23 protein-coding genes are annotated in these 25,297 nt (G+C 38.6%); 18 read left to right on the top strand and 5 right to left on the bottom strand.

The window, feature by feature from the left end; genetic code table 11:
- The 11 genes from ACO6FI_RS09550 to ACO6FI_RS09500 all read left to right on the top strand — a co-directional run bounded on the left by ACO6FI_RS09550 (window position 1) and on the right by ACO6FI_RS09500 (window position 11,021).
- The gene (locus tag ACO6FI_RS09550) at window positions 1-672 is read left to right on the top strand and encodes a response regulator transcription factor (protein WP_485457132.1); all 672 of its coding nucleotides are present in this window, start codon (window positions 1-3) and stop codon (window positions 670-672) included.
- Between the two features lie 2 nt (window positions 673-674).
- Window positions 675-1,568 (top strand): sensor histidine kinase, encoded by an 894-nt coding sequence (locus ACO6FI_RS09545; protein ID WP_485457131.1) that lies wholly within the window; start codon window positions 675-677, stop codon window positions 1,566-1,568.
- Window positions 1,569-1,687: 119 nt separating this feature from the next.
- Entirely contained in the window at window positions 1,688-2,446 is a 759-nt protein-coding gene (locus ACO6FI_RS09540; RefSeq protein WP_485457130.1) for an ABC transporter ATP-binding protein, read from the top strand.
- Entirely contained in the window at window positions 2,443-4,407 is a 1,965-nt protein-coding gene (locus ACO6FI_RS09535; RefSeq protein ID WP_485457129.1) for an FtsX-like permease family protein, read from the top strand. The genes ACO6FI_RS09540 and ACO6FI_RS09535 overlap by 4 nt, the downstream gene beginning before the upstream one ends.
- Before the next feature lie 119 nt (window positions 4,408-4,526).
- A complete protein-coding gene (locus ACO6FI_RS09530; protein ID WP_485457128.1) occupies window positions 4,527-5,825 on the top strand; it encodes a M18 family aminopeptidase in 1,299 nt (432 codons plus the stop codon).
- Entirely contained in the window at window positions 5,826-7,061 is a 1,236-nt protein-coding gene (locus tag ACO6FI_RS09525; RefSeq protein WP_485457127.1) for an AI-2E family transporter, read from the top strand.
- Window positions 7,062-7,119: 58 nt separating this feature from the next.
- A complete protein-coding gene (locus tag ACO6FI_RS09520; protein WP_485457126.1) occupies window positions 7,120-7,707 on the top strand; it encodes a hypothetical protein in 588 nt (195 codons plus the stop codon).
- Between the two features lie 8 nt (window positions 7,708-7,715).
- Window positions 7,716-8,972, top strand: coding sequence for an erythromycin esterase family protein (locus tag ACO6FI_RS09515; protein ID WP_485457125.1), 1,257 nt, complete (start codon window positions 7,716-7,718; stop codon window positions 8,970-8,972).
- A gap of 98 nt (window positions 8,973-9,070) precedes the next feature.
- A complete protein-coding gene (locus ACO6FI_RS09510) occupies window positions 9,071-9,454 on the top strand; it encodes a heavy-metal-associated domain-containing protein (RefSeq protein WP_314445231.1) in 384 nt (127 codons plus the stop codon).
- Window positions 9,455-9,640: 186 nt separating this feature from the next.
- Window positions 9,641-10,156 carry a DsbA family oxidoreductase gene (locus ACO6FI_RS09505; protein ID WP_485457124.1) on the top strand — a complete coding sequence of 172 codons (516 nt, stop codon included), beginning with the start codon at window positions 9,641-9,643 and terminating at the stop codon, window positions 10,154-10,156.
- 271 nt (window positions 10,157-10,427) lie between these two features.
- Window positions 10,428-11,021: a 3D domain-containing protein gene (locus tag ACO6FI_RS09500; RefSeq protein WP_009444986.1), complete on the top strand. Its 594-nt coding sequence runs from the start codon at window positions 10,428-10,430 to the stop codon at window positions 11,019-11,021.
- Between the two features lie 225 nt (window positions 11,022-11,246).
- Here the strand turns inward: ACO6FI_RS09500 and ACO6FI_RS09495 are convergent, their stop codons facing one another.
- From ACO6FI_RS09495 to ACO6FI_RS09475, 5 genes are all read right to left on the bottom strand, one after another.
- Window positions 11,247-12,143 (bottom strand): polysaccharide deacetylase family protein, encoded by an 897-nt coding sequence (locus ACO6FI_RS09495; RefSeq protein WP_040457880.1) that lies wholly within the window; start codon window positions 12,141-12,143, stop codon window positions 11,247-11,249.
- 494 nt (window positions 12,144-12,637) lie between these two features.
- Window positions 12,638-13,999: a short-chain fatty acid transporter gene (locus ACO6FI_RS09490; protein WP_485457123.1), complete on the bottom strand. Its 1,362-nt coding sequence runs from the start codon at window positions 13,997-13,999 to the stop codon at window positions 12,638-12,640.
- Window positions 14,000-14,218: 219 nt separating this feature from the next.
- Window positions 14,219-14,863 (bottom strand): 3-oxoacid CoA-transferase subunit B, encoded by a 645-nt coding sequence (locus ACO6FI_RS09485; RefSeq protein WP_009444990.1) that lies wholly within the window; start codon window positions 14,861-14,863, stop codon window positions 14,219-14,221.
- Complete coding sequence (locus tag ACO6FI_RS09480) at window positions 14,863-15,513, bottom strand: CoA transferase subunit A (protein WP_485457122.1); 651 nt, start codon at window positions 15,511-15,513, stop codon at window positions 14,863-14,865. Before ACO6FI_RS09480 ends, ACO6FI_RS09485 begins: the two co-directional genes overlap by 1 nt.
- Before the next feature lie 2 nt (window positions 15,514-15,515).
- Window positions 15,516-16,697, bottom strand: a complete 1,182-nt coding sequence (locus tag ACO6FI_RS09475; RefSeq protein ID WP_124950649.1) for an acetyl-CoA C-acetyltransferase — start codon at window positions 16,695-16,697, stop codon at window positions 15,516-15,518.
- A 477-nt stretch (window positions 16,698-17,174) separates the two neighbouring features.
- Here ACO6FI_RS09475 and ACO6FI_RS09470 point away from each other — a divergent pair, with 477 nt between their 5' ends.
- The 7 genes from ACO6FI_RS09470 (at window position 17,175) to ACO6FI_RS09440 (ending at window position 25,288) form a co-directional block, all read left to right on the top strand.
- Window positions 17,175-17,951 (top strand): enoyl-CoA hydratase-related protein, encoded by a 777-nt coding sequence (locus tag ACO6FI_RS09470; RefSeq protein ID WP_485457121.1) that lies wholly within the window; start codon window positions 17,175-17,177, stop codon window positions 17,949-17,951.
- Between the two features lie 74 nt (window positions 17,952-18,025).
- A complete protein-coding gene (locus ACO6FI_RS09465; RefSeq protein ID WP_485457120.1) occupies window positions 18,026-18,862 on the top strand; it encodes a 3-hydroxyacyl-CoA dehydrogenase family protein in 837 nt (278 codons plus the stop codon).
- A gap of 174 nt (window positions 18,863-19,036) precedes the next feature.
- Window positions 19,037-20,191 carry an acyl-CoA dehydrogenase gene (locus ACO6FI_RS09460; protein WP_009445128.1) on the top strand — a complete coding sequence of 385 codons (1,155 nt, stop codon included), beginning with the start codon at window positions 19,037-19,039 and terminating at the stop codon, window positions 20,189-20,191.
- A 26-nt stretch (window positions 20,192-20,217) separates the two neighbouring features.
- A complete protein-coding gene (locus ACO6FI_RS09455) occupies window positions 20,218-21,000 on the top strand; it encodes an electron transfer flavoprotein subunit beta/FixA family protein (RefSeq protein ID WP_040457906.1) in 783 nt (260 codons plus the stop codon).
- A 13-nt stretch (window positions 21,001-21,013) separates the two neighbouring features.
- Window positions 21,014-22,066, top strand: coding sequence for an electron transfer flavoprotein subunit alpha/FixB family protein (locus ACO6FI_RS09450; RefSeq protein WP_485457119.1), 1,053 nt, complete (start codon window positions 21,014-21,016; stop codon window positions 22,064-22,066).
- A gap of 170 nt (window positions 22,067-22,236) precedes the next feature.
- Window positions 22,237-24,384, top strand: a complete 2,148-nt coding sequence (cooS, locus tag ACO6FI_RS09445) for an anaerobic carbon-monoxide dehydrogenase catalytic subunit (protein ID WP_485457118.1) — start codon at window positions 22,237-22,239, stop codon at window positions 24,382-24,384.
- A gap of 385 nt (window positions 24,385-24,769) precedes the next feature.
- Window positions 24,770-25,288, top strand: coding sequence for an AmiS/UreI family transporter (locus ACO6FI_RS09440; protein WP_314609344.1), 519 nt, complete (start codon window positions 24,770-24,772; stop codon window positions 25,286-25,288).
- Window positions 25,289-25,297: the final 9 nt, after the last annotated feature.

Genomic DNA, 25,297 nt, shown 5'->3' with positions numbered 1-25,297 from the left:
ATGAAGATATTTATTGTGGAAGATGATGAAAATATAGTGGAGCTTTTGGGAGATGAACTGAGAGCGTGGGGATATGAAACAATGTCTGTAAAAGACTTTAATAATGTGGCAGGTGAGATAGAAGAGTTTAAGTCAGATCTTGTACTTATGGATATTACTCTGCCGTATTATAACGGTTTTTATTGGACACAGAAAATCAGACAAAACTCAAATGTACCTATAATTTTTATCTCTTCTCACAATAATTCTCCGGATATGGTATCCGCAATGCAATTCGGAGCAGATGACTATATTACTAAGCCCATTGATATCAATCTGACAAGAGTAAAGATACAGGCGATCCTAAGAAGGACTTATGAATACACGATGCAAAGTGATAAAATGACATTTGAAGGAATAAGTCTTGATACTTCAAGGGCAAAGCTTAGCGGAGAAGGCTTTGAGATAGACCTTACAAAGACTGAGCTGCTTATACTTGAAGCATTGTTTTCTATAAAGGGTCAAATTGCAAGGAGAGAGGATATAATGAATCACTGCTGGCAGGGAGATGATTTTATTGATGACAACACCCTTGCGGTGAATATTGCGAGGCTCAGGAAAAAGCTTGATGCCGTAGGTTATAAGGATCTTATACAGACGAAAAAAGGTATCGGATATTATCTTATGAGGTAGATATGAACAGATTGTGGTCTTTTTTAAAAAGTGAATACCGTATTTTTATCACCCTTCTATGCACATGCCTTGTATTCGGAGGGGTATTTTTATTTGCAAATCTTGATATGCAATATTTCATCTTGAGTCTTGAAATTATATTATTTTGTATGCTTATTTTTCTTATCAAAGAGTGGATGAATTATGTGAAAGAAGAGAATATCTTACAGGAAATGGAAAATGTTCAAATAGAAAATAAAGCTCTCAGAAATAAGATGATTGAAGAAAGAAATGACTTGGAAGAATATTTTCTGCTTTGGATACATCAGATAAAGACGCCTATCACAGTGTGCAATCTGATACTTGGAAAGCCTGATGCCGATTACAGACTTAAGGAACAAATCTTTTATATAGAAGATTATACAAATATGGCTATGAATTATTTGAAGCTGAAAACAAGGACTTCGGATATGGACATCTGTGAAGCGGACTTGGACAGTATAATAATCGGTGTAATAAAAAAATACTCAATTATCTTTATTGAAAAGAAGATAAAGTTAAACTATAAAAAAACGGAAGCTAAAGTAGTGAGTGATACGAAATGGCTTTCCATACTTTTGGAACAGGTGATTTCAAATGCACTGAAGTATACAAAGTCGGGTGAAATCACGATACTCTATGATAATAAAACAAATAAGCTTACCGTAAAGGACACCGGAATAGGAATTCCCTCAAGCGATATAAAGAAAATCTTTGACAGGGGCTACTCGGGCTTTAACGGCAGGTTAAATGAAAAGTCAAGCGGTCTTGGACTTTACATGGTCGGAAAGATTGCGCTGCTTCTAGGTATTACAATTGAGGTGGAATCAGAGGTAAATATTGGAAGTGAGTTCTCATTTGTATTTAAAAACAGATAAAATTATTTAAAATCCGGTCTAAACTTACAAGATTGTAAGATTAAACCGGATATTGTCATATTAGATAAATGCAGGCAAGAAAAATTGAATGTAAAATAGTCGATATAAAGGAGGTAGACATGGCAATATTGGAATGTAAGAATATTAAAAAAATATATAAAACAAAGGATATAACAACGGAGGCGCTTAAGGGAGTGAACTTCTCGGTAGAAAAGGGTGAGTTCATCTCTATAATGGGTGAGTCGGGAGCCGGTAAGACAACTCTTTTAAATATAATAGCTACACTTGATAAGGCTACATCAGGCGTCTTAAGTTTAAACGGTAAAGACATAGCTACTTTAAAAAGCAATGAGATTGCAAGATTTCGCAGAAAAGAGCTCGGATTTGTATTTCAGGATTTCAACCTATTGGATCAGTTTTGTAATAAGGACAATATTTATCTGCCGCTTGTACTTTCAGAGGAAAAAGTATCTTTGATGGATGAGAGGCTTGATGAAATCAAAGACAGGCTCGGTATAGGAGAGTTGCTTGATAAATATCCTTATGAAGTATCGGGAGGTCAAAAGCAGAGGATAGCTATTGCAAGGGCTATTATTACAAAGCCTGCGATTTTGTTGGCGGATGAGCCTACAGGAGCACTTGATTCGACGTCTTCAGAGATGATTTTGAATCTGTTCCGTCAGGTCAACGAACACGGACAGACCGTTTTGATGGTGACTCATTCACTTCGTGCGGCATCCTATGCAAAGAGAGTATTATTTATCAAGGACGGAATAGTTTTTCATGAGGTCTACAGAGGGGAGAATGAGGCGCAGGGCGATTTTATGGAAAGAATCAGTCAGGCTGAGTTTATGCTTGGCAGAGGTAAAAAATTATGAGTTTTTCAATGATAAAAAAATTTGCAATACAAAATCTGAAAGCAAACAGAGTACTTGAAATTCCATTTGTTTTATCATCAGGAATCATGCTGATACTTTTTAATATAATGGCAAGTTTGATAAGTAATAACTATGTCAGAACCAGACATAAATCATTGCCTGATATAATACTGATAGGAATGTTTATATTGGCAATTTTTTGCCTTGTTTTTGTACAGTATGCTGTAAATTTTCAGTTAAAGAAGAGAAATAAAGAGTTTGCATTATATGCTGTATTGGGTCTTGAGAAAAAACATATTGTTAAGATTATAAGTACTGAATTCCTTATACTGTTCATTACAATATGGATAATGGGTACAATAGGAGGATATATCTTCGGACAGCTTTGCTTTTTGTTTTTAAACTTTTTAATGAGAGATGTGTCGGGAAGATTGATGGACTTTCCGTTCAGTTTTACGGCATTGTTTAATACTACAATTCTGGTTGTGGCACTGTATTTTATAAGTATTATCAGAACAGGTTTCGGAGTACTTGTATCCACACCTATGGAGCTGCTTGAAAAAGGACATAGAGGAGAGGGAGAACCGAAGGTAAAGATAGTGGTAATGCTTTCAGGTTTTGCATTGCTTACAGTCGGTTACGGTATAGCATTGTTTGTAAAAGGCCTGCTGTCCTCCATGCTATATTTCTTTGTAGCTGTTGTTACCACTATTATTGCGACATACTTGTTATACATTACCTTTTCAGTATTTGTTTTAAAATTACAAAGGAAAAATAAAAATTTCTATACTCCGAAAAAATTTTTAAGTATCAGCGGACTTTTGTATAGGATGAAAGGCAATGCAATATCACTTGCAAGTATCTCTATCCTCAGCACCGGAGTTATCTTAAGTTTGTCTACTACAGTTGCAATATACTCAAACTATGTAAAGCTTGGCGGCAGTATAATGCCCAGAGAATATAGTATTGAGGCAGGCAGTGAACATATCGGCAATGAAGATATGGCAAAAAAGCTTCAAAGTCTGGTAGAGTCAAGTGTGTCTGAGGGGTCAATGATTAAGGATGAGTATACTATATTTGAAACAAATACGGCTGTTACTAAAGTGGGTGATGAGATAGCTAAATATAAAGGGGACGGCATAGCCGATCCGGTATTTGTAATTGCAGGTGATTTAAACGGCTATAATGCAAGAACTCATCAGAATATTGAACTTGGCGATGATGAGATTTTGCTTTGTGAGAATAAGAAAAATAAAATCGGTGATATATTAAAAATCGGTGACAGAGATTTTAAGGTTAGGAAGATAGACGGTATTATTTCACCGGATTTTTCAGCAATGGATGTATACAGTATTATTGTTAAGGATTTGGATGCTTTGGATTTTGTAAGAAAAGCTTTGGACGGGTCTGATATAACTTGCAGTGTATACTGGGATGTGGATGGAGTAGATGATAAAGAGTATAAGGATACATTATTAAAGCTTAGAGATGCCATAAAGAGTGAACTTAAAGGTGATGGTAGCAGTATGTACGGTGTAAGCAGTCGCTCTGAGATAATTACTCAGCGTTATGAGGTAAATGGCGGATTCTTGTTCCTTGGAGTCTTGGTAGGTATTATCTTCCTTACAGGAACCATATTGATTACATATTATAAGCAAATCAGTGAAGGTTATGAAGACAGAGAAAAGTATCAAATCATGAAAAAACTTGGACTTAGTGATAAACTTATCAAGAAAACCTGTGCATCTCAAATAGGATGGATGTTTTATGCACCGCTTATTATAGCAACGATTCATTGTATTGTGGCATCAAAGATTATATTCAGGCTTTTGGGTCTGTTCGGTGTAGGGGATGTTTTACTATATGTGATTTGCCTTGCAGCGGTAATTGCAATATTTGCAGCCGTATATTCTATTATATTCGGGCTTACTTCAAGAGGTTATGAAAAGATAGTGGAATAAAATTAAAGTATGTTAAAGATATAAATATAAGAACTGTAATAAATTTTCCTGATACACTGAAGGCTTTATATGGTATAATTGTTGCATTATATATTGATTATACTATAGAAAGAGGCTGTATGGAGATTTTAAGGGATTTGATGAATTTTTTGGATTCATCAGTTACAATGTTTCATGCAATAAATGAATGTGAAAAAGTTTTACAAAATTGCGGGTATATATATTTACCTGAAAATGAAAAGTGGAATATAAGAGCGGGAAAGTACTATACAAAAAGGAATTCGTCAAGTCTTATCGCCTTTGATATAGCAAACGGAGATTATCACTTTCAAATAAGTGCGGCACATTCGGATTCGCCTACATTTAAGTTAAAGGACAGACCGATAATAGAGTCAAACGGATACCTTAAGCTAAATGTTGAAGCCTATGGCGGTATGATTGATGCCACATGGCTTGATAAGCCTCTTACACTGGCCGGAAGAGTGATGGTGGATACTAAAGACGGTATAGAGACGAGATTACTTAATATAGATAAAGACCTGTTAATTATTCCGAATGTACCTATACATTTTAATAGAGAAATCAATAAGGGATTTGCTTTCAACAATCAAGTGGATATGTTGCCTGTATTCAGTGCGGGAAATCTAAGTGAAGCTGATTTTTACAAGATGCTTGCAAAGGAGCTGGGTGTTAAGCCTGAGGCCATACTTGCAAAGGATTTGTACCTTGTAAACAGGCAAAAAGCTACAGTTATAGGCTATGACAATGAACTTATATCAAGCGGTAGACTGGACGACCTTGAGTGTGTATACACATCTCTGCTTGGATTTATTGAAGCTATGAATAACGACCATATCAATGTCTTTGCGGTATTTGACAATGAAGAGGTGGGCTCCGTTACAAAGCAGGGTGCAATGTCCACATTCCTTGTGAGCACACTTAACAGGATAAATAAAGCACTTGGAAAATCCGATGAGGACTACTACAGAGCGATAGCAAAGAGTATGCTTATAAGCTGTGACAATGCACATGCAATTCATCCGAATCACCCTGAGCTTTTTGATGTAAAGAACAGACCGGTTCTAAACAAAGGAATTGCAATCAAAGAGAGTGCAAATCAGAAATACACTACAGATGCGTTCAGCAGAGCCGTACTGAAAAAGATTCTTGATAAGAACAATATTCCGTATCAGACATTTGCAAACAGAAGTGATATCATGGGAGGTTCAACTCTTGGCAATCTTTCAAATACGGCTGTAAGTATGAATGCCGTAGATATAGGTTTGCCGCAACTTGCTATGCACTCGGCATATGAAACGGCGGGAGCCAAGGATGTTGAGTATGCGATAGAAGCGCTTAGAGCATTCTTTGAGACAAATATTGATATAAAAGATGATAAGGTGTCTTTAGAGGTATAGATGAAGGATAAGAACGAAATATACTTTAAATGGGGTATTACAGCAGTTGCGGTAATTGTTATAGCACTTGTCATATCTTTGATTTTCAGTAAGCTCGGAATCATCGCCTCGGCACTAAAGACTGTAGTATCAACAGTTTCATCAGTACTTTACGGTGTGGTTATGGCATTTTTGATGGCACCTGTATACGACAGGATAAGCGCATGGGTGGAGGAGATACTCTCCTCATTTTTTCCTAAGTGGAAGAAATCGGGAAAATGGGCAAAGTTTATAGCTACTTTGGCTTGTCTTATCATACTTATATTTGTGATATTTGCTCTTATAATGATGATAATACCGGAGCTTGTAAACAGTATCACAAATGTTATCGGTTATGCTCCTGACGGAATGAGCAATTTGGAAAATTGGTTAAAGGATATACTCAATAAAAACCCTGACCTTGAAAAGCTTGTAATAGGCAACTATCAGGATATAAGCGAGAGGATAAGCGATATCGCGACCACTACCGTACTGCCGAATGTAAATACATATATCAAGAACTTATCAAGCGGTGTAATGAATGCACTGGGTGTGGTGGTAAATATCATTATCGGTATGATGGTAATGATGTATCTTCTCAATATGAAGACCACACTTTCATCACAGGCCAAAAAGATTGTGTATTCGCTTGCAGGAGTAAAGATAGGAAATGAAATAGTTACAGAGGCCAGATATATCAAGAATATGTTTGAAAAGTTTATTGTAGGTAAGATAATAGATTCTATTATAATAGGAATAATAAACTATGTGTTTATGGCCATAATACATATGCCATACGCCTTGCTTATAAGTGTGGTGGTAGGTGTAACCAATGTAATACCTTTCTTCGGGCCTTTTATAGGTGCAATTCCAAGTATTATACTTTTACTTCTTATATCGCCTGTTACGGCACTTCAGTTTGCAGTATGGATTTTGGTATTGCAGCAGGTGGACGGAAATATTATCGGACCTAAGATACTTGGCCAGACTACAGGACTTCCAAGCTTTTGGGTATTGTTCTCAATACTGCTCTTTGGCGGACTTTTCGGTATTGTGGGTATGATAATAGCCGTGCCTACTTGGGCAATAATATACAGGACTATAAGCAGGCTTTCGGAGCATTTCTTAAAGAAAAAGGGATTGGAGCCTGACAGCAAACATTACATGGACCTTGATCATATAGATGAAGAAACAAAGAAATATATAAAATTAGAATAATTTATTTGCCCCTCATTAAACTTATGCTTATGAGGGGTTTTATTTTTAAGGAGGAAATATGACAGATAGTACTTTGCAATATATAGAAAATGTTAAGGTACAGGATATACCTTGGCACAGGCTTACTACTACCTATAAAAGAGCTACGGACCTTCCTAAGTGCTTTGAAATCTTAAATGATATGAATGATAAAGATGCAATAGAGATGGCAGGAGAAGAGATAGCTATGGATATAGAGCATCAGTCTACACTTTGGCATGCAACGCCTTTTGCCTGTATATTCCTATACAGAATATTTAAAAAGGCTTTAGAGGACAGAGATAAAAACCCTGTAGCAGACTACCTTGTACCGGAGCTTTCGGAATTGTTCGTATATATAGTTGAAGCGGTAAATATTGTCGAAGATATGGAACATCCGGATCCTTTACCTCACTTTAAGGATATGCTTTCTGAAGAGTATCTTTGGTCCCAAGTTTATGATGAGGAAGAGGATGAAATGAGATGGGATGAGGGTGATGTATTTCCTGATGATTTGTACTACAGCTTTTATTATTATTCAAAACAGGTGCTGCTGCTTTTAAAACCTTTATTGAAACATCCGGATGATGAATGGTCTAAGAAATTATATGAGCTTATAAAAGAATAGGAGACAATATGAAGACATTAAAGAGAATATTACTTGGATTTGTAATTATTATAGCGGCAGCGGCCTGTATTTGGTTTGGCAGATTTAAGGTCGAAGATATATGTGCTCATAAAAAAATAGTGGATATGAATTCATATATGAAGACTGTGGATGATATAAAAGTATCGGATAATGTAAATGTAGTTGCGATAGGAGAGGCGGCCCACGGCTGTAAGGACTTTCAGGAACTAAAGCTTTCGGTATTAAAGAAAATGGTGAAAGATTACGACTTCAGAGCTTTTGCTCTGGAGGCCGACTATGGTGAATGTGCCACAATAAACAGATATATTCAAGGCGGTGACGGAGATATAGAAAGTATTGTAAAGACATTTTCATTTCCGATATACCATACAAAACAGATGGAAGAACTTATTTCATGGATGAGAGAATACAACAGTACTGTAAGTGAAGGTAAGAAGCTTAGATTCTACGGCTTTGATATGCAAAATCCTGAAACAAGTTATGAGTTTTTAAAAAATTACTGTATATCAAAAGGACTTACAAGTGCAGAGGAGTTTGATAAAAATCTCGACTGTATAGAAAAAGGTGAGGTAAGCCCGGAGAGTGCAAAAGCCGTTATAGATTTCGTTACCGGTTTGAAAGAAAAAATCGGTGATATAGACGTGGCAAATGCTGATGACAGAGATGCGGTATTTGAGTTAAATACTGTAAGGCAGTCTATGGAGACTTTTACTAAAAGAGATGAGTCATATTATACTCTCAGAGACGGCGATATGGCGGGCAATATAGAGGATATTTTGGATATTGAAAAGAGAATAGGTAGCGGAAGAATTGTTATAGCTGCACATGACGGACATATAGCAAAGGTCAGAAGCGGATATACATCTATGGGAGCCGTTTTATCAAATGATCTTAAAGAAGCTTACTACAGTATAGGTACCGACTTTTGGAAGGTTACAGACAATATAAAGGTTCTTGAAAAGAAAAAAAGAAGTATACAAAGCTTTATTTCAGCCGATCCGCTTGCGGCACAGGCAAGATTTGCAAAAGATAAGTATTATTTGTTGGATTTTGCAGATATAAAGGAGGGAAGCAGTCTATACAGTCTGATAAACTCTCCGTTAAGAATGGGAAGTCTTGGAGAAGGATATACATGGATGATGAGGATAGTAGAAAGCAGTTACAGACCGAAGGCGCTGCCGGTCAGTCTATATGATGCAATGATTTTTGTATACGAAGGTAGTCCGATAGAGATAATAAATTAAAAATAGCTGCTCATTGATATAAAATTCTTATATTAACTTGCTTTTTGAAAGCAAAGTGATATACTCCTAGTTAGCAAATTCTAACTAGGAGGTTTTTTATGAACAATGTAATAAATATAGTTATAATAGTTGTCATTGCGGCATTGGTGGTTTTCGGAATTGCAAACTATATCAAAAAGCTGAAAAAGGGTGGAGATTGTTGCCCTGAACATGAAGAAACTACAAAGTCGATAAAGGTTAAGGACAGAGACAAGTCACATTATCCATATGAGGCCAAGCTTGCAATAGACGGTATGAGCTGCGGTAACTGTGTAAGAAATGTTGAGAATGCACTAAACGAGCTTGACGGTACATGGGCAACTGTAAGTCTGGAAGACAATACGGCGACAGTCCTTTTAAAGGATAAGCCTGATATTGATAAGCTTTCAAAGGCTGTATCGGATGCAGGATATTTGGTATTAAAGAGAAAATCCACATACTGAAATTGTAAAATAGGGACTAAAAATTGAAAGATTATTTAAAATCAAATAAAATTGGCATAATATAGCGTTAATAATATAAATATGTTATAATGGATAGTACAATATATTTGTTAATGCATAATGAATATCACAATGTATAAGATTATCTTATAATTTAATTCATATTTTGCATTGGAAAGGAAATTTATGTCAAAGAAGATTAAAGTATTTTATGATTACACATGCCCTTTTTGTTACAAAGGAATAGGAGAGCTTCAAGATATTTTACCGGATTATAAGAGTGTGGAGGTGGAGTGGTCTCCATGTGAGGCACATCCAAGACCGGAACCTGCAAGAGTTCATTCGGATTTGGCTGCACAGGTAGGTTTTTATATTGCGGAGAACGGTTTCAATATGAAAAAATACAACAATTTGGTGTTTGAGGCACATTTTGAAAAACAGCAAAAAATTGATGATAAGGAGCTTTTAGCGGACCTTGCCGAGCAGGCGGGTGCAAAGAGAGAAGATGTTTTGGAACTTTTGGCTGCAAATAAGAACGCAAAGAAGGTGGAAGATTCAAATATCGAGGTTTGGGATACATTAGGTATTCCTGCAGTGCCTTCTTATGTGTACGGTGATACAGTTGCGGCATCCGGAGGCGGATTATTGGTTCCTATCAGTAAAGTTTCAGAACTGTTTAAGCTTGCTGCAAACGACAAGTAAAGTCATTTAAAGAAGTTTTTACAAAAGTTACTTAGAAAATATTTAACAAAGTTTTTTCTTTGGTAAAATTTAAGCCATATTATAATATATAAAAATTATATTATAATATGGCTTTTTCTATATATAATAGCCTAAAAAATTAGACCAAAAAGCTCCAATTACCGCTTTGCAAAAAGATTGCAACATTTTCTTATTGACATTTAACATTTATGTAATATAATAAAGGTATCCCGACGAACAAAAGATTCGTTCTTTGCAAGAAAGGAAGTAAATGAAAAACAACTTTAAGAAGATAATTTTAGTTGCATCTGTTTTTTCAGCTATGATGGCGGGAAGTGCATATGCGGCTACACAGGCGGAAGTGGATTATGTTACAGGTCCTGCATTCGGTCTTAATGCGGATCAGTACGAAACAACACTTGACTCTTATAAACAACAGCAGGAGGCTGAGCTTGTAGCGAAGGAGGATGAGGAGATAGCTGCCTTAAGAGCATCTGCAAGAGGCAGATCTGTAGGTAAGTTCAAAGCATATGCTTACTCACTTGATACAGATCCTTCCAATATTACTACTGCAGGTACAAGACCTACTGTAGGAAGAACTATAGCTGCAGACTGGTCAGTGCTTCCGAGAGGAACCAGAGTTCGTATCGGAAACAGTGATACTATCTATGTAGTGGAAGATACAGGTGGCAATATTAAGGGAAAGACCATCGACATCTTCATGAACAATGACAGTGAGGCCAGAGCACATGGAGTAAGATACCCTGAGCTTTATGTCGTAGAGGGTGATGCAAAAGACGCTCAGCAAAAGATTGATGCGATTTTGGCAAGAAGAGCCGAGAGACAGGCAAGTCAGAATAAATAATTTAAGACCAAGAGATAGCAAATAAGTTAATATGTGAATAGGTTAGACAGTTACAAGCAGGTAACAAGACAATATAGGATTATTGTCTACACTTCGTTAAGAAGATATGATTAATACGTTTGCAAAAGGGATATTAGAGAGAAAATCAATTCGGTTTTCTCTTTTTTATATTGTAAAAATTTTTGTATAAAAAAACTCCCGCAGTTTCCTGCGAGAGTCTTTTATTTATTTTGCAAACTGTCTTGGCGGTGTATTTTCGTTAAGAAGCTCAAACTTATATCCGTCAGCCTTAAGTCTCTCTATAATGGTAGGGAGAGCATCATGTACGAATGCGGTACTCGGCATATCGTGCATAAGCAAAATGGAATGAGTATTCTCATTTACCTGCTTGATAGTCTGGTCAATAAGTTCCTGACCTTTCTTGCCCTCTACGTCGCCGTCAAATGAGTTCCAGTCAAAGTATACTATTCCTCTGTCTCTGATAGCCTGTAAAAGCTGAGGTCTGATAGCTTTGTTGTAGCTTGCATTACTTCCGCCCGGGAAACGAAGCATCTTACTGTGCTCACCTGTAGCTTTAAAAATAAGATCGTCCATAGCGTCATAGTCAGCCATAAAAGCATCTACAGAAGCATATATCTTTTTGTAGTTATGTGTCAAACTGTGAACGGCTACATTGTGACCTCTGTCTTTGATCTGCTTAAGCATATTTATCAGAGGTTCAGTATCCATATACTGTGCTGTAACAAAGAAACAAGCCTTGATATTGTACTGGTCCAATATATCTAAAAGTCTTGGAGTACCTGTCCAAGGACCGTCGTCAAATGTGAAGTAAACTACCTTTTCATCCGGACCCGGGTTGCTCTCAGGTGCGGCTGTAGTCTCTTCGGCACTCTGAGAAGTCTCGCTCTCAGATACCGCTGAAATCTCACCTTCACTTGAGGTCTCACTGTTATTTACTTCTACGGTTGTCTCTGTAGTGTCCTTTGATGCGTCCGCTACTTTAACATTTTTCTTTCTTGCATTCCAACCGTAGGCAACCATCGCTGTAAAAATACAGCAAAAAATCAATACTATAATCGGCACAACAAAATTATGTCTTTTTCTTCTACTTCTTCTTTTCATTTCTACCTTCCTTAGATAAATTGAATGCCCTGAGTCTTGTAAGATCTATGAAGATATATAGAATTTAGATGACAAACAGAGTATTCGAAACTTGTATTAGTATAACAGATAATAGGCTGTTTGTGTTGATATTTTTCTTAAATACTTTTAAAGGAATGATAAAGCATAATTATGATATTCGGATAAATATGAGTACGGTCTGTAATTTAAATATTGTGATTTTGTTGACAGTTATAATATATACATATATGATGTTTGTGTTCAAAATCAAAATGAAAAGGAAAAAATTATGGTATATATATGATACATTCTTTTTATTATGTGCAACCTTGATGGTCTATATATTGACCAAAAATGACGGTGAGATATCCAAAAAAGAAGGACTTGACATGGTTATAGCCTATACTGTATTTATTATATTGAGATAAAAATAAACCGATTCTTTTTAAGATAACTCATAAGAATCGGTTTTTTATTTTATGCAAAAATAAGTTTTATGCTAAGAAAGGCACAAGGAATAAGAATCCGCAGCCTATGATTACTCCGGTCACTATAAGTACTATAGCACAGTAACCCATAATATCTCTGGCGCCAAGTCCTGCAATACCCAGAGCCGGCAAAGCCCAGAAAGGTTGAAGCATATTTGTCCAAGCGTCACCCCATGCAATAGCCATAGCGGATACTGCCGGAGAAACTCCGATTGAATTGCCCGCAGGCATTACTATAGGAGCCTGTACAGCCCACTGTCCGCCGCCTGAAGGAACGAAGAAGTTTACAATACCTGCAGAGAGGAATGTAAACAGCGGGAAGGTGGTCTGATTTGATATATTTACAAAGAAATCACTTATAGCACCTGCAAGTGACTGTCCGTTAGGGCCTGCAGCGGTCATAATACCCATGATACCTGCGTAGAACGGGAACTGTAAGATGATACCGCCTGCACTCTTTGAAGCGTCTGTAATAGCTCTTACATAGCTTATAGGAGTTCCGTGGAATATAATTCCAAGTGTAAGGAAGATAAGGTTTACAACATCAAGTGATAAGTTCAGCCCCTTATTGACAACTACAGAGTGTATAATGTAAATAATAGCAATTAAAGCTGTTATTATTGAAAGGAAAGGGCTGTTCTCAAGATGCTCAGCCGGTGTGGTGGCCTTGGTCAGCTCAACCTTTTCTTCTACAAGCAGCTTAGGATCCACAGTTACGGTATCCTCAGGCAGCGGATGCATCTTCGCATTGACAAAGGCTATTACTATAATGATAGCCACTACAATGATAAGATTCCATGCTGAAAATATAGTCTGTGATGTAGGGATAGACTCGGTTACGGCGCCTGCGGTCTGCTTGTTTATCTCATCGGTATATGAGGCAAGCTGTAGCGGTATTGAACCTGAAAAACCTGCGTGCCAGATTACAAAGCCTGAATATGCCGATGCGATAAGCAGTCTGTAGTCAACACCCTTTACCTTCTTTGCAATTTCCTTTGCAAGTATTGCGCCTACTACAAGTCCGAATCCCCAGTTAAGCCAACAGGCAATCATAGATACCACTGTAATAAATACGATTGCGGATGTAGGACTTTTCGGAACTCCCGCCGCCGCATTTATCGCTCTTTTTACCGGTGGAGCGGTAGCAAGTGCGGTACCAAGTACCAGTACAAGAGCCATCTGCATAGAGAATTTCAAAAGACTCCAGATACCCTTACCCCAAGCATCGGCTACATCCCAAGGCATCATACGTGTAACAGGTAATGCAGCCAGGAAAACTACAATAGTAAGGATGATACAGAAGATGAATGCATCCGGCAAATACTTCTGAACAACATTTACACATGCGTTTGTAAATTTCTTAAACATTTATCTGCCTCCTTTTACGAATTGTTTAATTATTAACATTATATCAAAATACAATCCAAAAAACCACTATATATTCATAAAAAATTAAATGAAAATGCCTCGAAAATTCATAAAAAGCAGTCCAATCTCAAAAAGGGATATGACTATAAGCATATCCCTAATGTGTAAAACATTATATAAGTCTCTTAAGTAAAAGGCTTTTATAAGAATGCCTTTAAATTAGAATGTTTTTAAATCATCTGCAACTTTCAAAGGTGCTTCGGTCTTTGCAATAACTTCATCTACGCTTACGCCCTCAGCAACTTCTTTAAGTACAAGACCGTCATCTGTAACTTCTATTACAGCCAACTCCGTAACAATCTCATCAACCGCGTGTATAGCTGTAGCCGGAAGATTGATAGACTTCAAAATCTTCGGAGAACCGTCTTTTGCAGTATGTGTCATAGCAATGACAACCTTTTTTGAACCTGTAACAAGGTCCATAGCGCCGCCCATACCCGGAACCATTTTGCCCGGAACTATATGGCTTGCAAGGTTTCCTTTTTCATCTACCTGCAATGCGCCGAGTACTGTCATATCTACGTGTCCTCCACGGATAATTGCAAATGAAAATGCACTGTCAAAGTATGAAGCACCACGTAAAACGGTTACGTTTTGTCCGCCTGAATTGATAAGATATTTATTGGCAAGTCCTTCACCTGCAAGAGGTCCCATACCGAGAATACCGTTCTCGGACTGAAGTGTAATCTCTATTCCTTCAGGAACATAGTCCGCTACCATAGTAGGAAGTCCGATACCTAAGTTCACCACATCACCATCACGTAAATCACGAGCAACTCGTCTGGCAATTTTCTCTTTTGACATTATGATTCACCTCCTACAAGATAATCTACAAATATAGCCGGAACTGCAACATTCTCAGGCTGAATATCGCCTACAGGAACTATAAGGTCTGCACCTGCGATAACAACATCGGCAGCTGTAGCCATAACCGTGTTGAAGTTCTTTGATGTAGCTGTGAAGTATAAGTTGCCCTTTTCATCGGCTATAGTGGCACCTATAAGAGCGAAGTCGGCTCTGAGAGGCTTCTCAAGGAGGTAGTCCTTGCCGTCAATATTGAGAACCTGCTTGCCCTTGGCAACTTCCGTACCGACACCTGTAGGTGTAAGCACGCCGCCAAGTCCTGCACCGCCTGAACGAATTCTCTCTGCAAGTGTACCCTGAGGAGAAAGCTCAACCTCCATAGTACCGTCATTCATCTTTTGTCCTGTTATAGGATTTGTACCTATATGTGTTGCAATAACTTTTTTTACCTGATTGTTGGCAACCAGTTTACCGATACCGGTTGTAGGAGTGGCGGTATCATTACATATAAGTGTTAAATCTTTTACTCCCTTCTCAACCAATGCGTCAATGATCGGTTCAGGTGTACCGCAGGCCAAAAAACCGCCTACCATGATGGTTGCTCCGTCATGGATGTTTGCAATAGCGTCTTTGATTGAAACTATCTTCATTTTTATTCCCTTTCTACAACAATTGCTGTGCCCATACCGCCACCGATACATAGTGTGGCAAGGCCGCATTTAGAATCTCTTTTTTGCATCTCATAGAGTAGAGTTGTAAGTATTCTTGCGCCTGATGCGCCGATAGGATGTCCAAGTGCTATAGCACCGCCGTTTACATTGGTGATTTCTCTCTTAAAGCCGAGTTCGTTACATACTGCAATAGCCTGTGCCGCAAAAGCCTCGTTAGCTTCGATAAGTTCAAGGTCGTCTACGGTAACACCTGCCTTTTCCATAGCCTTTCTGGATGCAGGAATTACACCGAGTCCCATTACGCTAGGATCTACACCGCCTGAAGCATAGCCCTTAATAGTAGCCATGATAGGAAGCTTAAGCTCAAGAGCCTTCTCCTTGGAAGCGATAATGAACATTGCAGCACCGTCGTTGATACCGGATGCGTTACCTGCAGTTACAGTACCGTCTTTCTTGAATGCAGGCTTAAGCTTTGCAAGGTTCTCTATAGTAGTATTGAATCTTGGGAACTCATCTGTATCAAATACCTTAGGATCTCCCTTTCTCTGTGGGATAACTACAGGAACTATCTCATCTTTGAATCTTCCGGTCTCAATAGCTACCTGAGCTCTTCTCTGGCTCTCAACAGAGAAAACATCCTGATCTTCTCTTGTAATACCCTTTTGCTCAGCGATATTCTCAGCTGTTACTCCCATATGATAGTTGTTGAAGGCATCCCAAAGACCGTCTGTAATCATCTCGTCTACAAGTGTCTGATTGCCCATCTTCACGCCGAATCTTGCGCCTCTTAAGATATAAGGTGCGTTTGACATACTCTCCGTACCGCCTGCCAATACGATATCCGCATCGCCCGCTTTGATAATCTGAGCTGCAAGCTCAATAGTTCTAAGGCCTGAACCGCAAACCTTGTTTACTGAAAAAGCCGGAGTGGTATTCGGAAGACCTGCACCAAGTATTACCTGGCGAGCAATGTTCTGACCGAGACCTGCACCAAGTACGTTTCCGACTATTGCTTCATCAATAAGAGAAGCGTCAATACCGGCACGCTCAATAGCTCCCTTTGCCGCTGTGATACCAAGATCTACCGCACTTACACCTGCCAATGAACCTCCGAAACTACCCATAGCTGTTCTTGCAGCACTAACTATAACTACCTCTTTCATGTTTATTACCTCGTCATTCTATAAAAATGAACAATACCAAAGAGTGATTATCGCCCTGTATTGTTAGATATACGTCTCATCCATAGCATACCATAACTGTAAGGATTTATCTACCCCCTTATTATTGAAAATAGCTATAAAAAATATTGTATATTATTATATATATATTTTTTAAACAATGTGGTATAATACCTAAAAGTGCGAGTATGTATAAAATACTATAGACAGGTCGGTTTTATTCCATATCTAAGTAATAAAAAAGACAGCAAAATAATTTTGCTCAATTAAAGATTGAAAAATTCATACTTTTAATCAATGATGTATTTTGTATACAAGAAATTGCTTATGCAAAATATATATAATACTTAGTCAAAAAAACTGATTGAATGTCAGATACATATATGTTATATTTTTATCAGAGAGTTTTATCATGTCAAATATGATTACTGACATGCAATATTTACAAGGAGGTGTTTTATGGGTTTTGTAAGATTTGACGCGGAAGGTGCGGTCGGTATTGTTACTATTGACAGACCTAAGGCACTTAATGCTTTGAATTCCGAGGTGTTATCAGATCTTGAGGCATGTTTTGACGGAATTGATACAAATGTTATAAGAGCCGTTGTATTGACAGGTTCAGGCGATAAGTCCTTTGTAGCCGGTGCGGATATCGGTGAGATGAGCAAACTGAGTGTAGCTGAAGGTGAAGCATTCGGTAAGAAGGGAAATGATGTATTCAGAAAGATTGAGACTTTCCCGGTACCTGTAATAGCTGCAGTGAACGGATTTGCACTGGGCGGCGGATGTGAGCTTGCTATGAGCTGTGATATAAGAATATGTTCTGAGAACGCGGTATTCGGTCAGCCTGAGGTGGGACTCGGCATTACACCGGGATTTGGAGGTACTCAAAGACTTGCCAGAATAATCGGAATAGGTATGGCTAAGCAACTTATATTTACAGCAAGAAATATAAAAGCCGACGATGCTCTAAGACTCGGACTTGTAAACGCTGTTTATACAAGTGAAGAGCTTATGGTTCAGGCTAAGAAAATGGCGACTACAATAGCTGCAAACGCTCCTATAGCTGTAAGAGCCGCAAAGAAAGCTATAAATGACGGACTTCAGGTAGATATTGATAAAGCCATTGTTATAGAAGAAAAGCTGTTCGGCAGCTGTTTTGAAACTCATGACCAGAAGGAAGGCATGGGTGCATTTATGGAAAAGAGAAAAGAAAAGAATTTTACTAATTCATAAGATTTTGACTTAGTATTAAATATAGTTTTTTATAATTAAATTATTTAAAGGTTTTTGAGAAAGGAAGTAAAAAGATGATAGTTGGTGTTATTGGTGCAGGTACAATGGGTTCAGGAATTGCTCAGGCTTTTGCTATGACTGAAGGTTATGAGGTTAGACTTTGTGATATCAAAGAAGAGTTTGCACAGGCAGGATTTGCAAAGATTCAAAAGAATATCAATTTCCTTGTAGGTAAAGAAAAAATCACAAAAGAAGCGGGAGATAAGATTCTTTCAAAGATAAAAGTCGGACTCAGCAATATTTGTACAGACTGTGACCTTGTTGTTGAAGTTGCACTTGAGAAGATGGAAATTAAGAAAGAGATCTTTAAGGAACTTGAGAGGATTGTTCCTAAGGATTGTATCTTTGCTTCAAATACTTCATCACTTTCTATTACAAGAATCAGCGAAGGACTTGACAGACCTGTAGTAGGAATGCATTTCTTCAATCCTGCTGACAGAATGAAACTTGTTGAGGTAATCGGCGGAAAGAACACACCTGCAGAACTTGTTAAGAAGATAGAAGAGATTGCAGTTGAGATCGGCAAGACACCTGTACAGGTTAAGGAAGCTCCGGGATTTGTAGTAAACCGTATCCTTATCCCTATGATCAATGAAGCGATCAATGTATGGGATGCAGGAACGGCAGATGCCGAGGGTGTTGATACGGCTATGGTTTTAGGATGTGCACATCCTATGGGACCTCTTCATTTGGCAGACCTTATCGGACTTGATATTTGCCTTGCTATTATGGAAGTTATTCACAATGAGACAGGTGACGACAAGTACATACCTGCTCCTAAGTTAAAAGAGCTTGTAGCTGCAGGTAAGCTCGGTAAGAAGACCGGAGAAGGAATCTTCTCATATAAGTAAAATAAATACCCCCTTTTTACATAGTTAAGAAGGGGGCATAAATATTGGTATAAATACAAAAGGCGGGTTTGTATTTACTATATATAAGGTGAAAGAAAACTAAGAAAGGATAATGCAAACAAAGACTTTCACTTTTATGTTTGCACTTGGATTTATTCAAGTAGGGTATTATTCATGGATTTTACTTTAGACAAGAAACATGAGATGGCAAGAACCCTCTTTAGGGAGTTTGCCGAAAAGGAAGTAAAACCTCTTGCAATAGAGGTAGATGAAACAGAAGTATTTCCAAGAGAGACTGTAACTAAGATGGCTAAGTACGGTTTCCTTGGTATTCCTGTTGCAAAGGAGTACGGCGGTCAGGGAGCCGATCCGTTGGCATATGTTATGTGTGTTGAAGAGATTGCAAAAGATTGCGCTACTACAGCCGTTATTATTTCAGCACATACATCTCTTTGCTGTGATCCTATTGCCACATACGGTACACCGGCTCAGAAAGAGAAGTATCTTATTCCTCTTGCAAAGGGAGAGAAGCTTGGAGCATTCGGTCTTACAGAGCCTAACGCAGGTACTGATGCACAGGGCGTTGTTACAACAGCCGTTCTTGACGGTGATGAGTATGTACTCAACGGTTCAAAGATTTTCATTACCAACGGTAAGGAAGCGGATATCTATGTAATCATTGCATGTACAGATGTAAAGGTGGATGCTAAGGGCAGAAAGAAAAAAATCTTCTCAGCATTCCTTGTAGAAAAGGGAACACCGGGATTTTCATTCGGTACAAAGGAAAAGAAGATGGGTATCAGAGGTTCATCTACATATGAGCTTATTTTTAACGATTGCAGAATTCCGAAGGAAAATATGCTTGGACCTGAAGGTAAGGGATTCGGTATTGCAATGCATACTCTTGACGGCGGTCGTATAGGTATCGCCGCACAGGCACTTGGTATTGCTGAGGGCGCACTTGAGAGAACTATAAACTATGTAAAAGAGAGAAAGCAGTTCGGAAGAACTATCGGTGCATTCCAGAATACACAGTTTGAGCTTGCAAATATGGCAACCAAAGTAAAAGCGGCACAGATGCTTGTATACAGAGCTGCAATGGCTAAGGCGACACAGAAGACATATTCTGAAGAAGCCGCAATGGCCAAGCTTTTTGCTGCGGAGGTAGCTATGGAAGTAACTACCAAGGCTGTTCAGCTACACGGCGGATATGGTTATACAAGAGAATACGAGATTGAAAGAATGATGCGTGATGCGAAGATTACAGAAGTTTACGAAGGTACAAGTGAAGTACAGAGAATGGTAATCGCCGGTTCATTGCTTAAATAAAGTTGCTATTACGAATGGAGGATGTCATGAAGATAGTTGTTTGTATTAAACAAGTGCCGGATACAAAGGGCGGTGTTGTTTTCAACCCTGACGGCACACTTAACAGAGGAGCTATGCTTACAATCATGAACCCTGATGATAAAGCGGGTCTTGAGGCGGCTCTCAGAATAAAGGATAAATACGGTGCGGAAGTTACAGTGGTTACTATGGGACTTCCAAAGGCTGATGAGGTACTTAGAGAAGCTCTTGCAATGGGAGCCGATAATGCAATCCTTATCACAGACAGAGTACTTGGCGGTGCAGATACTTGGGCTACATCACAGACTATAGCCGGTGCACTCAGAAAGCTTGAATATGATATTATTATTACAGGTCGTCAGGCTATCGACGGTGATACCGCACAGGTCGGACCGCAGATTTCAGAGCACCTCGGCATACCTGTTATCAGCTATGCACAAAAGATTGAGGTTGAAGGTGACAGTGTAGTGGTAGAGCGTCAGTTTGATGACAGATATCATGTTTTGAAAGCAAAGATGCCTGTACTTATCACAGCACTCTCAGAGCTGAATGAGCCTAGATATATGACTCCGGGCGGTATCTTTGATGCTTATGACAAGGAAGTAACAGTATTCTCAAGAGCGGACCTTGTAGGTGTGGACGACTCAAATATAGGTCTTAAGGGTTCACCTACACAGATCGCAAAAGCATCCGATAAGGTAAGAAAGGGTGCCGGAGAGCAGGTAAACTTAAGTGCATCAGAGTCTGTTGACTATATCTTAGGCAAATTAAAAGAAACACATATCATCTAAAAAGGAGTCGTTTATGAGACAAAATACAGAAGAATACAGGGGAGTGTTTACATTTGCCCAGCAGGTAGACGGCAAATTAAGCGGTATTTCCCTTGAGCTTATAGGAAAAGGTAAGGATTTGGCTGCCGACCTTAATACAGAGGTAACGGCGGTTCTTCTAGGATCTGATATAAAAGGATTGGCACAGGAGCTTGCCGAGTACGGTGCCGACAGAGTGATTGTAGTTGACGATCCTAAACTTAAAGAGTATCGTACAGAGCCGTATACACAGGCACTTGCAGCAGTTATAAATGAGTTTAAACCTGAGATATTCATTATCGGTGCTACAGCTATAGGTAGAGATTTGGGACCTAGAGTATCCGCAAGAGTCGGAACAGGTCTTACAGCAGACTGTACACAGCTTGATATAGGTGACTATCCGCTTGTAGCGATTGCAGGAAGAGAACAAAAGCATAATCAGCTTCTTATGACAAGACCTGCATTCGGCGGAAATACCATAGCAACTATTGCCTGTCCTGAGAACAGACCTCAGATGGCTACAGTTCGTCCGGGTGTTATGCAAAAGAAGGAAAGAGTTGCAGGAGCAAAGGCTGAGATTGTTGACTTTGATGCAAAGCTTGAAGAGAACAACAAGTATGTTGAGATCTTGGAAATCGTAAAGAACACAAAGACTACAGAAGATATCATGGCTGCAAAGATCTTGGTATCAGGCGGTAGAGGTGTCGGTTCAGCTGAGAACTTCAAGATTCTTAAGGACCTTGCAGATGCGCTTCACGGTACTGTAAGCTGTTCAAGAGCGGTAGTGGATGCAGGATGGATGCCTAAGGATCTTCAGGTAGGACAGACAGGTAAGACAGTACGTCCGCATCTATACTTTGCAGTAGGTATCTCGGGTGCTATACAGCATCTTGCAGGTATGGAAGAGAGTGACATTATCATCGCTATCAATAAGGATGAGAATGCACCTATTTTCAGCGTTGCAGACTACGGTATCGTAGGAGATTTGAATAAGATCGTTCCTGCACTTACAGAAAAGATTAAGGCTGAGCTTGCTAAGGAAAACTGATATACTATAAACAGTTTCGCTATAACCCTAAAAGGTTATAGCGATTTTTTATTTTAAGAAAAAAATATTGACATATGAATAAACTTTCGATATAATCAAAGCACCTTATAAACATACTAATTTTATAGGTAAATAGGTTATACATAATGACAGTTATACAGTAGGAAGGAATGCTCATGGAAAAGAAAGAATTCAATCGCGGACATAAACATGAACACAACCATGACCATAGCCATGGCGTAGACCATATTCACAGCCATAGAAATCTTATAGGATTTGACGAAAACGGTATACCGACAATTACTTTAAAGTCGGACCATGAAGATGACGGAGATGAAAAGGCATTTATAAGAGATTATATGAATGCGGTGGCGGAGTACAGAAAGACTTTCCCTTCAAAGGATGAAGTTTTGGAAAACACTCCGGATTCTGCAGTAAGAGAGATGATCTTACGTCAAAATCAGCTTGGATTTGATACCACATTTGACAGGTTTGACAAGCAGCAGCCGCAGTGCGGTTTCGGTATGGCGGGAATCTGCTGCAAGATCTGTAATATGGGTCCATGTAAGATAACTTCAAAGAGCCCGAAGGGAGTCTGCGGTGCGGATGCCGACCTTATAGTGGCAAGAAACTTGCTGCGTTCAGCCGCTGCCGGTGTAGCTCAACACGGTATGCACGGTCGTGAAGTTATTTTATCTTTGAAGTGGGCAGCTGAAGGAAAACTTAATTTACCTATTTTGGGACAGCAAAAGATAAAGGATACCGCAAAGGCTTTCAGAATAAAGACCGAGAGAAGAAGTATAAAAAAGATTGCATCGGAACTTGCAGATGTGCTTTTGGATGATATGAGCCGTACGATTCCGGGAGATTATAAGATAATAGAAGCACTTGGATCCGAAGAGAGAAAAAAGGTGTGGAAGGAACTGGATATTCTTCCTATAAGTGCATACCATGAGGTATTTGAATCCTACCATAAAACAGGTGTGGGTACCGACGGTGACTGGAAGAGTATTATGCAGCAGTTTTTGCGCTGCGGACTTGCATTCACATATTCAGGTGTGGTAAGTACATCAATAGCTACAGACGGACTTTTCGGAGTGGGAGACAGAGTTACATCAAAGGTAAATATCGGTGCTTTAAAAAAGGGTTATGTAAATATTGCAGTTCACGGTCATCTGCCGACACTTGTAAGTGAGATTGTAAGAGTGGGACAGGAAGAAAAGTTTATAAATCTGGCAAAGGAAGCGGGAGCAAAGGGAATCAGATTCTACGGTATATGCTGCTCGGGACTTTCATCTATGTATCGCTATGCAGGAGTTATTCCGCTTTCAAATGCGGTATCTGCCGAGCTTGTACTTGGAACCGGAGCACTTGATCTTTGGATCGCGGATGTTCAGGATGTATTCCCGTCTATTATGGAAGTAGCAAAATGCTTCAGAACAACTGTTGTTACAACAAGTGAGTCTGCCAGACTGCCGGGAGCTGAAAGATTTGAATATGACCATCATCACTCAAATATAGGAGAGACAAGAGCACTTGCAGAAAGAATAGTGCTTCGCGGTATTGAAAGTTTTAAAGACAGACAGGGTATCCCTGTATATATACCGCCATATGAGGTGGATGCCGAGGTAGGTTTCTCTCCTGAATATGTATATAAGCACTACGGTTCTATGAAGCCTTTATATGAGGCTATAAAAGAAGGCAAGATACTCGGAATTGTAAATATAGTCGGATGTAACAATCCTAAGGTGGTATATGAAAAATGTGTTATTGATGTGGCCAATGCACTCCTTAGAAATAATATCCTGATTCTTACAAACGGCTGTGCTTCATTCCCGCTTATGAAGATGGGATATTGTAATATTTCAGGACAGGAGCATGCAGGTGAGAGCTTAAATGAATTCCTTGGAGATCTGCCTCCAGTATGGCATGTCGGTGAGTGTATTGACAATACAAAGTCAAGCGGAATCTTTGCAGGTGTTGCAGGTGAGGCGGGTAAGCCGCTGTATGAGATGCCTTTTGCATTTTCATCTCCTGAGTGGAGTAATGAGAAGGGAATAGATGCGGCACTTGGGTTCAGACTTATGGGAATCAATTCATATCACTGTGTTGAGGCACAGATACATGGTTCAAAGAATGTTATAGAGTTTTTAAAGGAAGGCACAAAAGACTTATTGGGATCCGTCATGGTGGTAAACCCTAATCCGGATGCGCTTGGTGAAAAAATAGTTGCAGATATTATAGAGAAGAGAAAAGCACTTGGTTGGGCGGTTCCGGATGAAATAGTACATAAAGATGAAGAACTTACACTTGTGTAAGTCTTATGGGCAAGGCTTAAGGCCTTGCCTTTTTTGTTAAAATTCAATTTAAAGTATAAAATAACTTATTTTTAAAGAGAATTAGTATGAATATAGATATTTATATTTTTATAAAAAATTTTTTATTGTCAAAAAAGTGCTTATAATTAAAATAAAGAAATAAAATTACTGCATATTATTTGATTGTAAAATATTTTATATGAAGATTTTATAAAATTATATTTGCTTTTATTTTTATTGTACTTGTGTTAATATGAGTGCATCAGAGAGATAAGGCAAGTGGGCACTGCAAAGGCGCAGGGTTTATTTGCCTTTTTTATTTATCTGAGAGAAATATTTCTTTATGGAGCTCCTTGGTGTAAATTCTTTTAAAAAGGTGGGAACAATGTTAGGAGTTATTTTACTGTATGTCGGTATGGTTCTTATGAGTAACGGATTTTATCGACTTGAAAAGATAAATGACAAGTCAAATGTGGTAATGAATATATTTACAGGAGGACTTGGACTTATCTTGAATTTAATCGCCATAGGTTACGGTGCGGTGACAGGTGCGGATGCAAGCTGGTTTTATGCAAGTGCTACAGGACTTTTGTTTGCATTTACATATCTGTACACAGCCATCAATACCATATGGGATTTGGATCAGCGTCTATATGGGTGGTTTAGCCTTTTTGTTGCTATAAATTCTATTCCAGCAGGTCTGCTTTGCTTTTTTGGCTACGGCGGAAACTTTTTGTACGGAATTATATGGTGGCTATGGGGTATTTTATGGCTTACAGCCTTTATAGAAATCAATTTGAAGAAAAATCTTGGGAACTTTGTTCCGTACCTTGCAATTTTTGAAGGAATTGTGACGGCTTGGATTCCGGGATTTCTTATGTTGGTAGATAAGTGGCCAAAGTAGAAAGGAAGA

This window comes from Lachnoanaerobaculum sp. (genome assembly GCF_057250505.1).
Note: the sequence above shows the minus strand (reverse complement) of the source record. Positions and strands in the feature narration are given on the sequence as shown.

Coding starts and splice junctions, on each gene's coding strand:
- ACO6FI_RS09550 (WP_485457132.1), top strand. CDS start 1: ATGAAGATATTTATTGTGGAAGATGATGAAAATATAGTGGAGCTTTTG.
- ACO6FI_RS09545 (WP_485457131.1), top strand. CDS start 675: ATGAACAGATTGTGGTCTTTTTTAAAAAGTGAATACCGTATTTTTATC.
- ACO6FI_RS09540 (WP_485457130.1), top strand. CDS start 1,688: ATGGCAATATTGGAATGTAAGAATATTAAAAAAATATATAAAACAAAG.
- ACO6FI_RS09535 (WP_485457129.1), top strand. CDS start 2,443: ATGAGTTTTTCAATGATAAAAAAATTTGCAATACAAAATCTGAAAGCA.
- ACO6FI_RS09530 (WP_485457128.1), top strand. CDS start 4,527: ATGGAGATTTTAAGGGATTTGATGAATTTTTTGGATTCATCAGTTACA.
- ACO6FI_RS09525 (WP_485457127.1), top strand. CDS start 5,826: ATGAAGGATAAGAACGAAATATACTTTAAATGGGGTATTACAGCAGTT.
- ACO6FI_RS09520 (WP_485457126.1), top strand. CDS start 7,120: ATGACAGATAGTACTTTGCAATATATAGAAAATGTTAAGGTACAGGAT.
- ACO6FI_RS09515 (WP_485457125.1), top strand. CDS start 7,716: ATGAAGACATTAAAGAGAATATTACTTGGATTTGTAATTATTATAGCG.
- ACO6FI_RS09510 (WP_314445231.1), top strand. CDS start 9,071: ATGAACAATGTAATAAATATAGTTATAATAGTTGTCATTGCGGCATTG.
- ACO6FI_RS09505 (WP_485457124.1), top strand. CDS start 9,641: ATGTCAAAGAAGATTAAAGTATTTTATGATTACACATGCCCTTTTTGT.
- ACO6FI_RS09500 (WP_009444986.1), top strand. CDS start 10,428: ATGAAAAACAACTTTAAGAAGATAATTTTAGTTGCATCTGTTTTTTCA.
- ACO6FI_RS09495 (WP_040457880.1), bottom strand. CDS start 12,143: ATGAAAAGAAGAAGTAGAAGAAAAAGACATAATTTTGTTGTGCCGATT.
- ACO6FI_RS09490 (WP_485457123.1), bottom strand. CDS start 13,999: ATGTTTAAGAAATTTACAAACGCATGTGTAAATGTTGTTCAGAAGTAT.
- ACO6FI_RS09485 (WP_009444990.1), bottom strand. CDS start 14,863: ATGTCAAAAGAGAAAATTGCCAGACGAGTTGCTCGTGATTTACGTGAT.
- ACO6FI_RS09480 (WP_485457122.1), bottom strand. CDS start 15,513: ATGAAGATAGTTTCAATCAAAGACGCTATTGCAAACATCCATGACGGA.
- ACO6FI_RS09475 (WP_124950649.1), bottom strand. CDS start 16,697: ATGAAAGAGGTAGTTATAGTTAGTGCTGCAAGAACAGCTATGGGTAGT.
- ACO6FI_RS09470 (WP_485457121.1), top strand. CDS start 17,175: ATGGGTTTTGTAAGATTTGACGCGGAAGGTGCGGTCGGTATTGTTACT.
- ACO6FI_RS09465 (WP_485457120.1), top strand. CDS start 18,026: ATGATAGTTGGTGTTATTGGTGCAGGTACAATGGGTTCAGGAATTGCT.
- ACO6FI_RS09460 (WP_009445128.1), top strand. CDS start 19,037: ATGGATTTTACTTTAGACAAGAAACATGAGATGGCAAGAACCCTCTTT.
- ACO6FI_RS09455 (WP_040457906.1), top strand. CDS start 20,218: ATGAAGATAGTTGTTTGTATTAAACAAGTGCCGGATACAAAGGGCGGT.
- ACO6FI_RS09450 (WP_485457119.1), top strand. CDS start 21,014: ATGAGACAAAATACAGAAGAATACAGGGGAGTGTTTACATTTGCCCAG.
- cooS (WP_485457118.1), top strand. CDS start 22,237: ATGCTCATGGAAAAGAAAGAATTCAATCGCGGACATAAACATGAACAC.
- ACO6FI_RS09440 (WP_314609344.1), top strand. CDS start 24,770: ATGTTAGGAGTTATTTTACTGTATGTCGGTATGGTTCTTATGAGTAAC.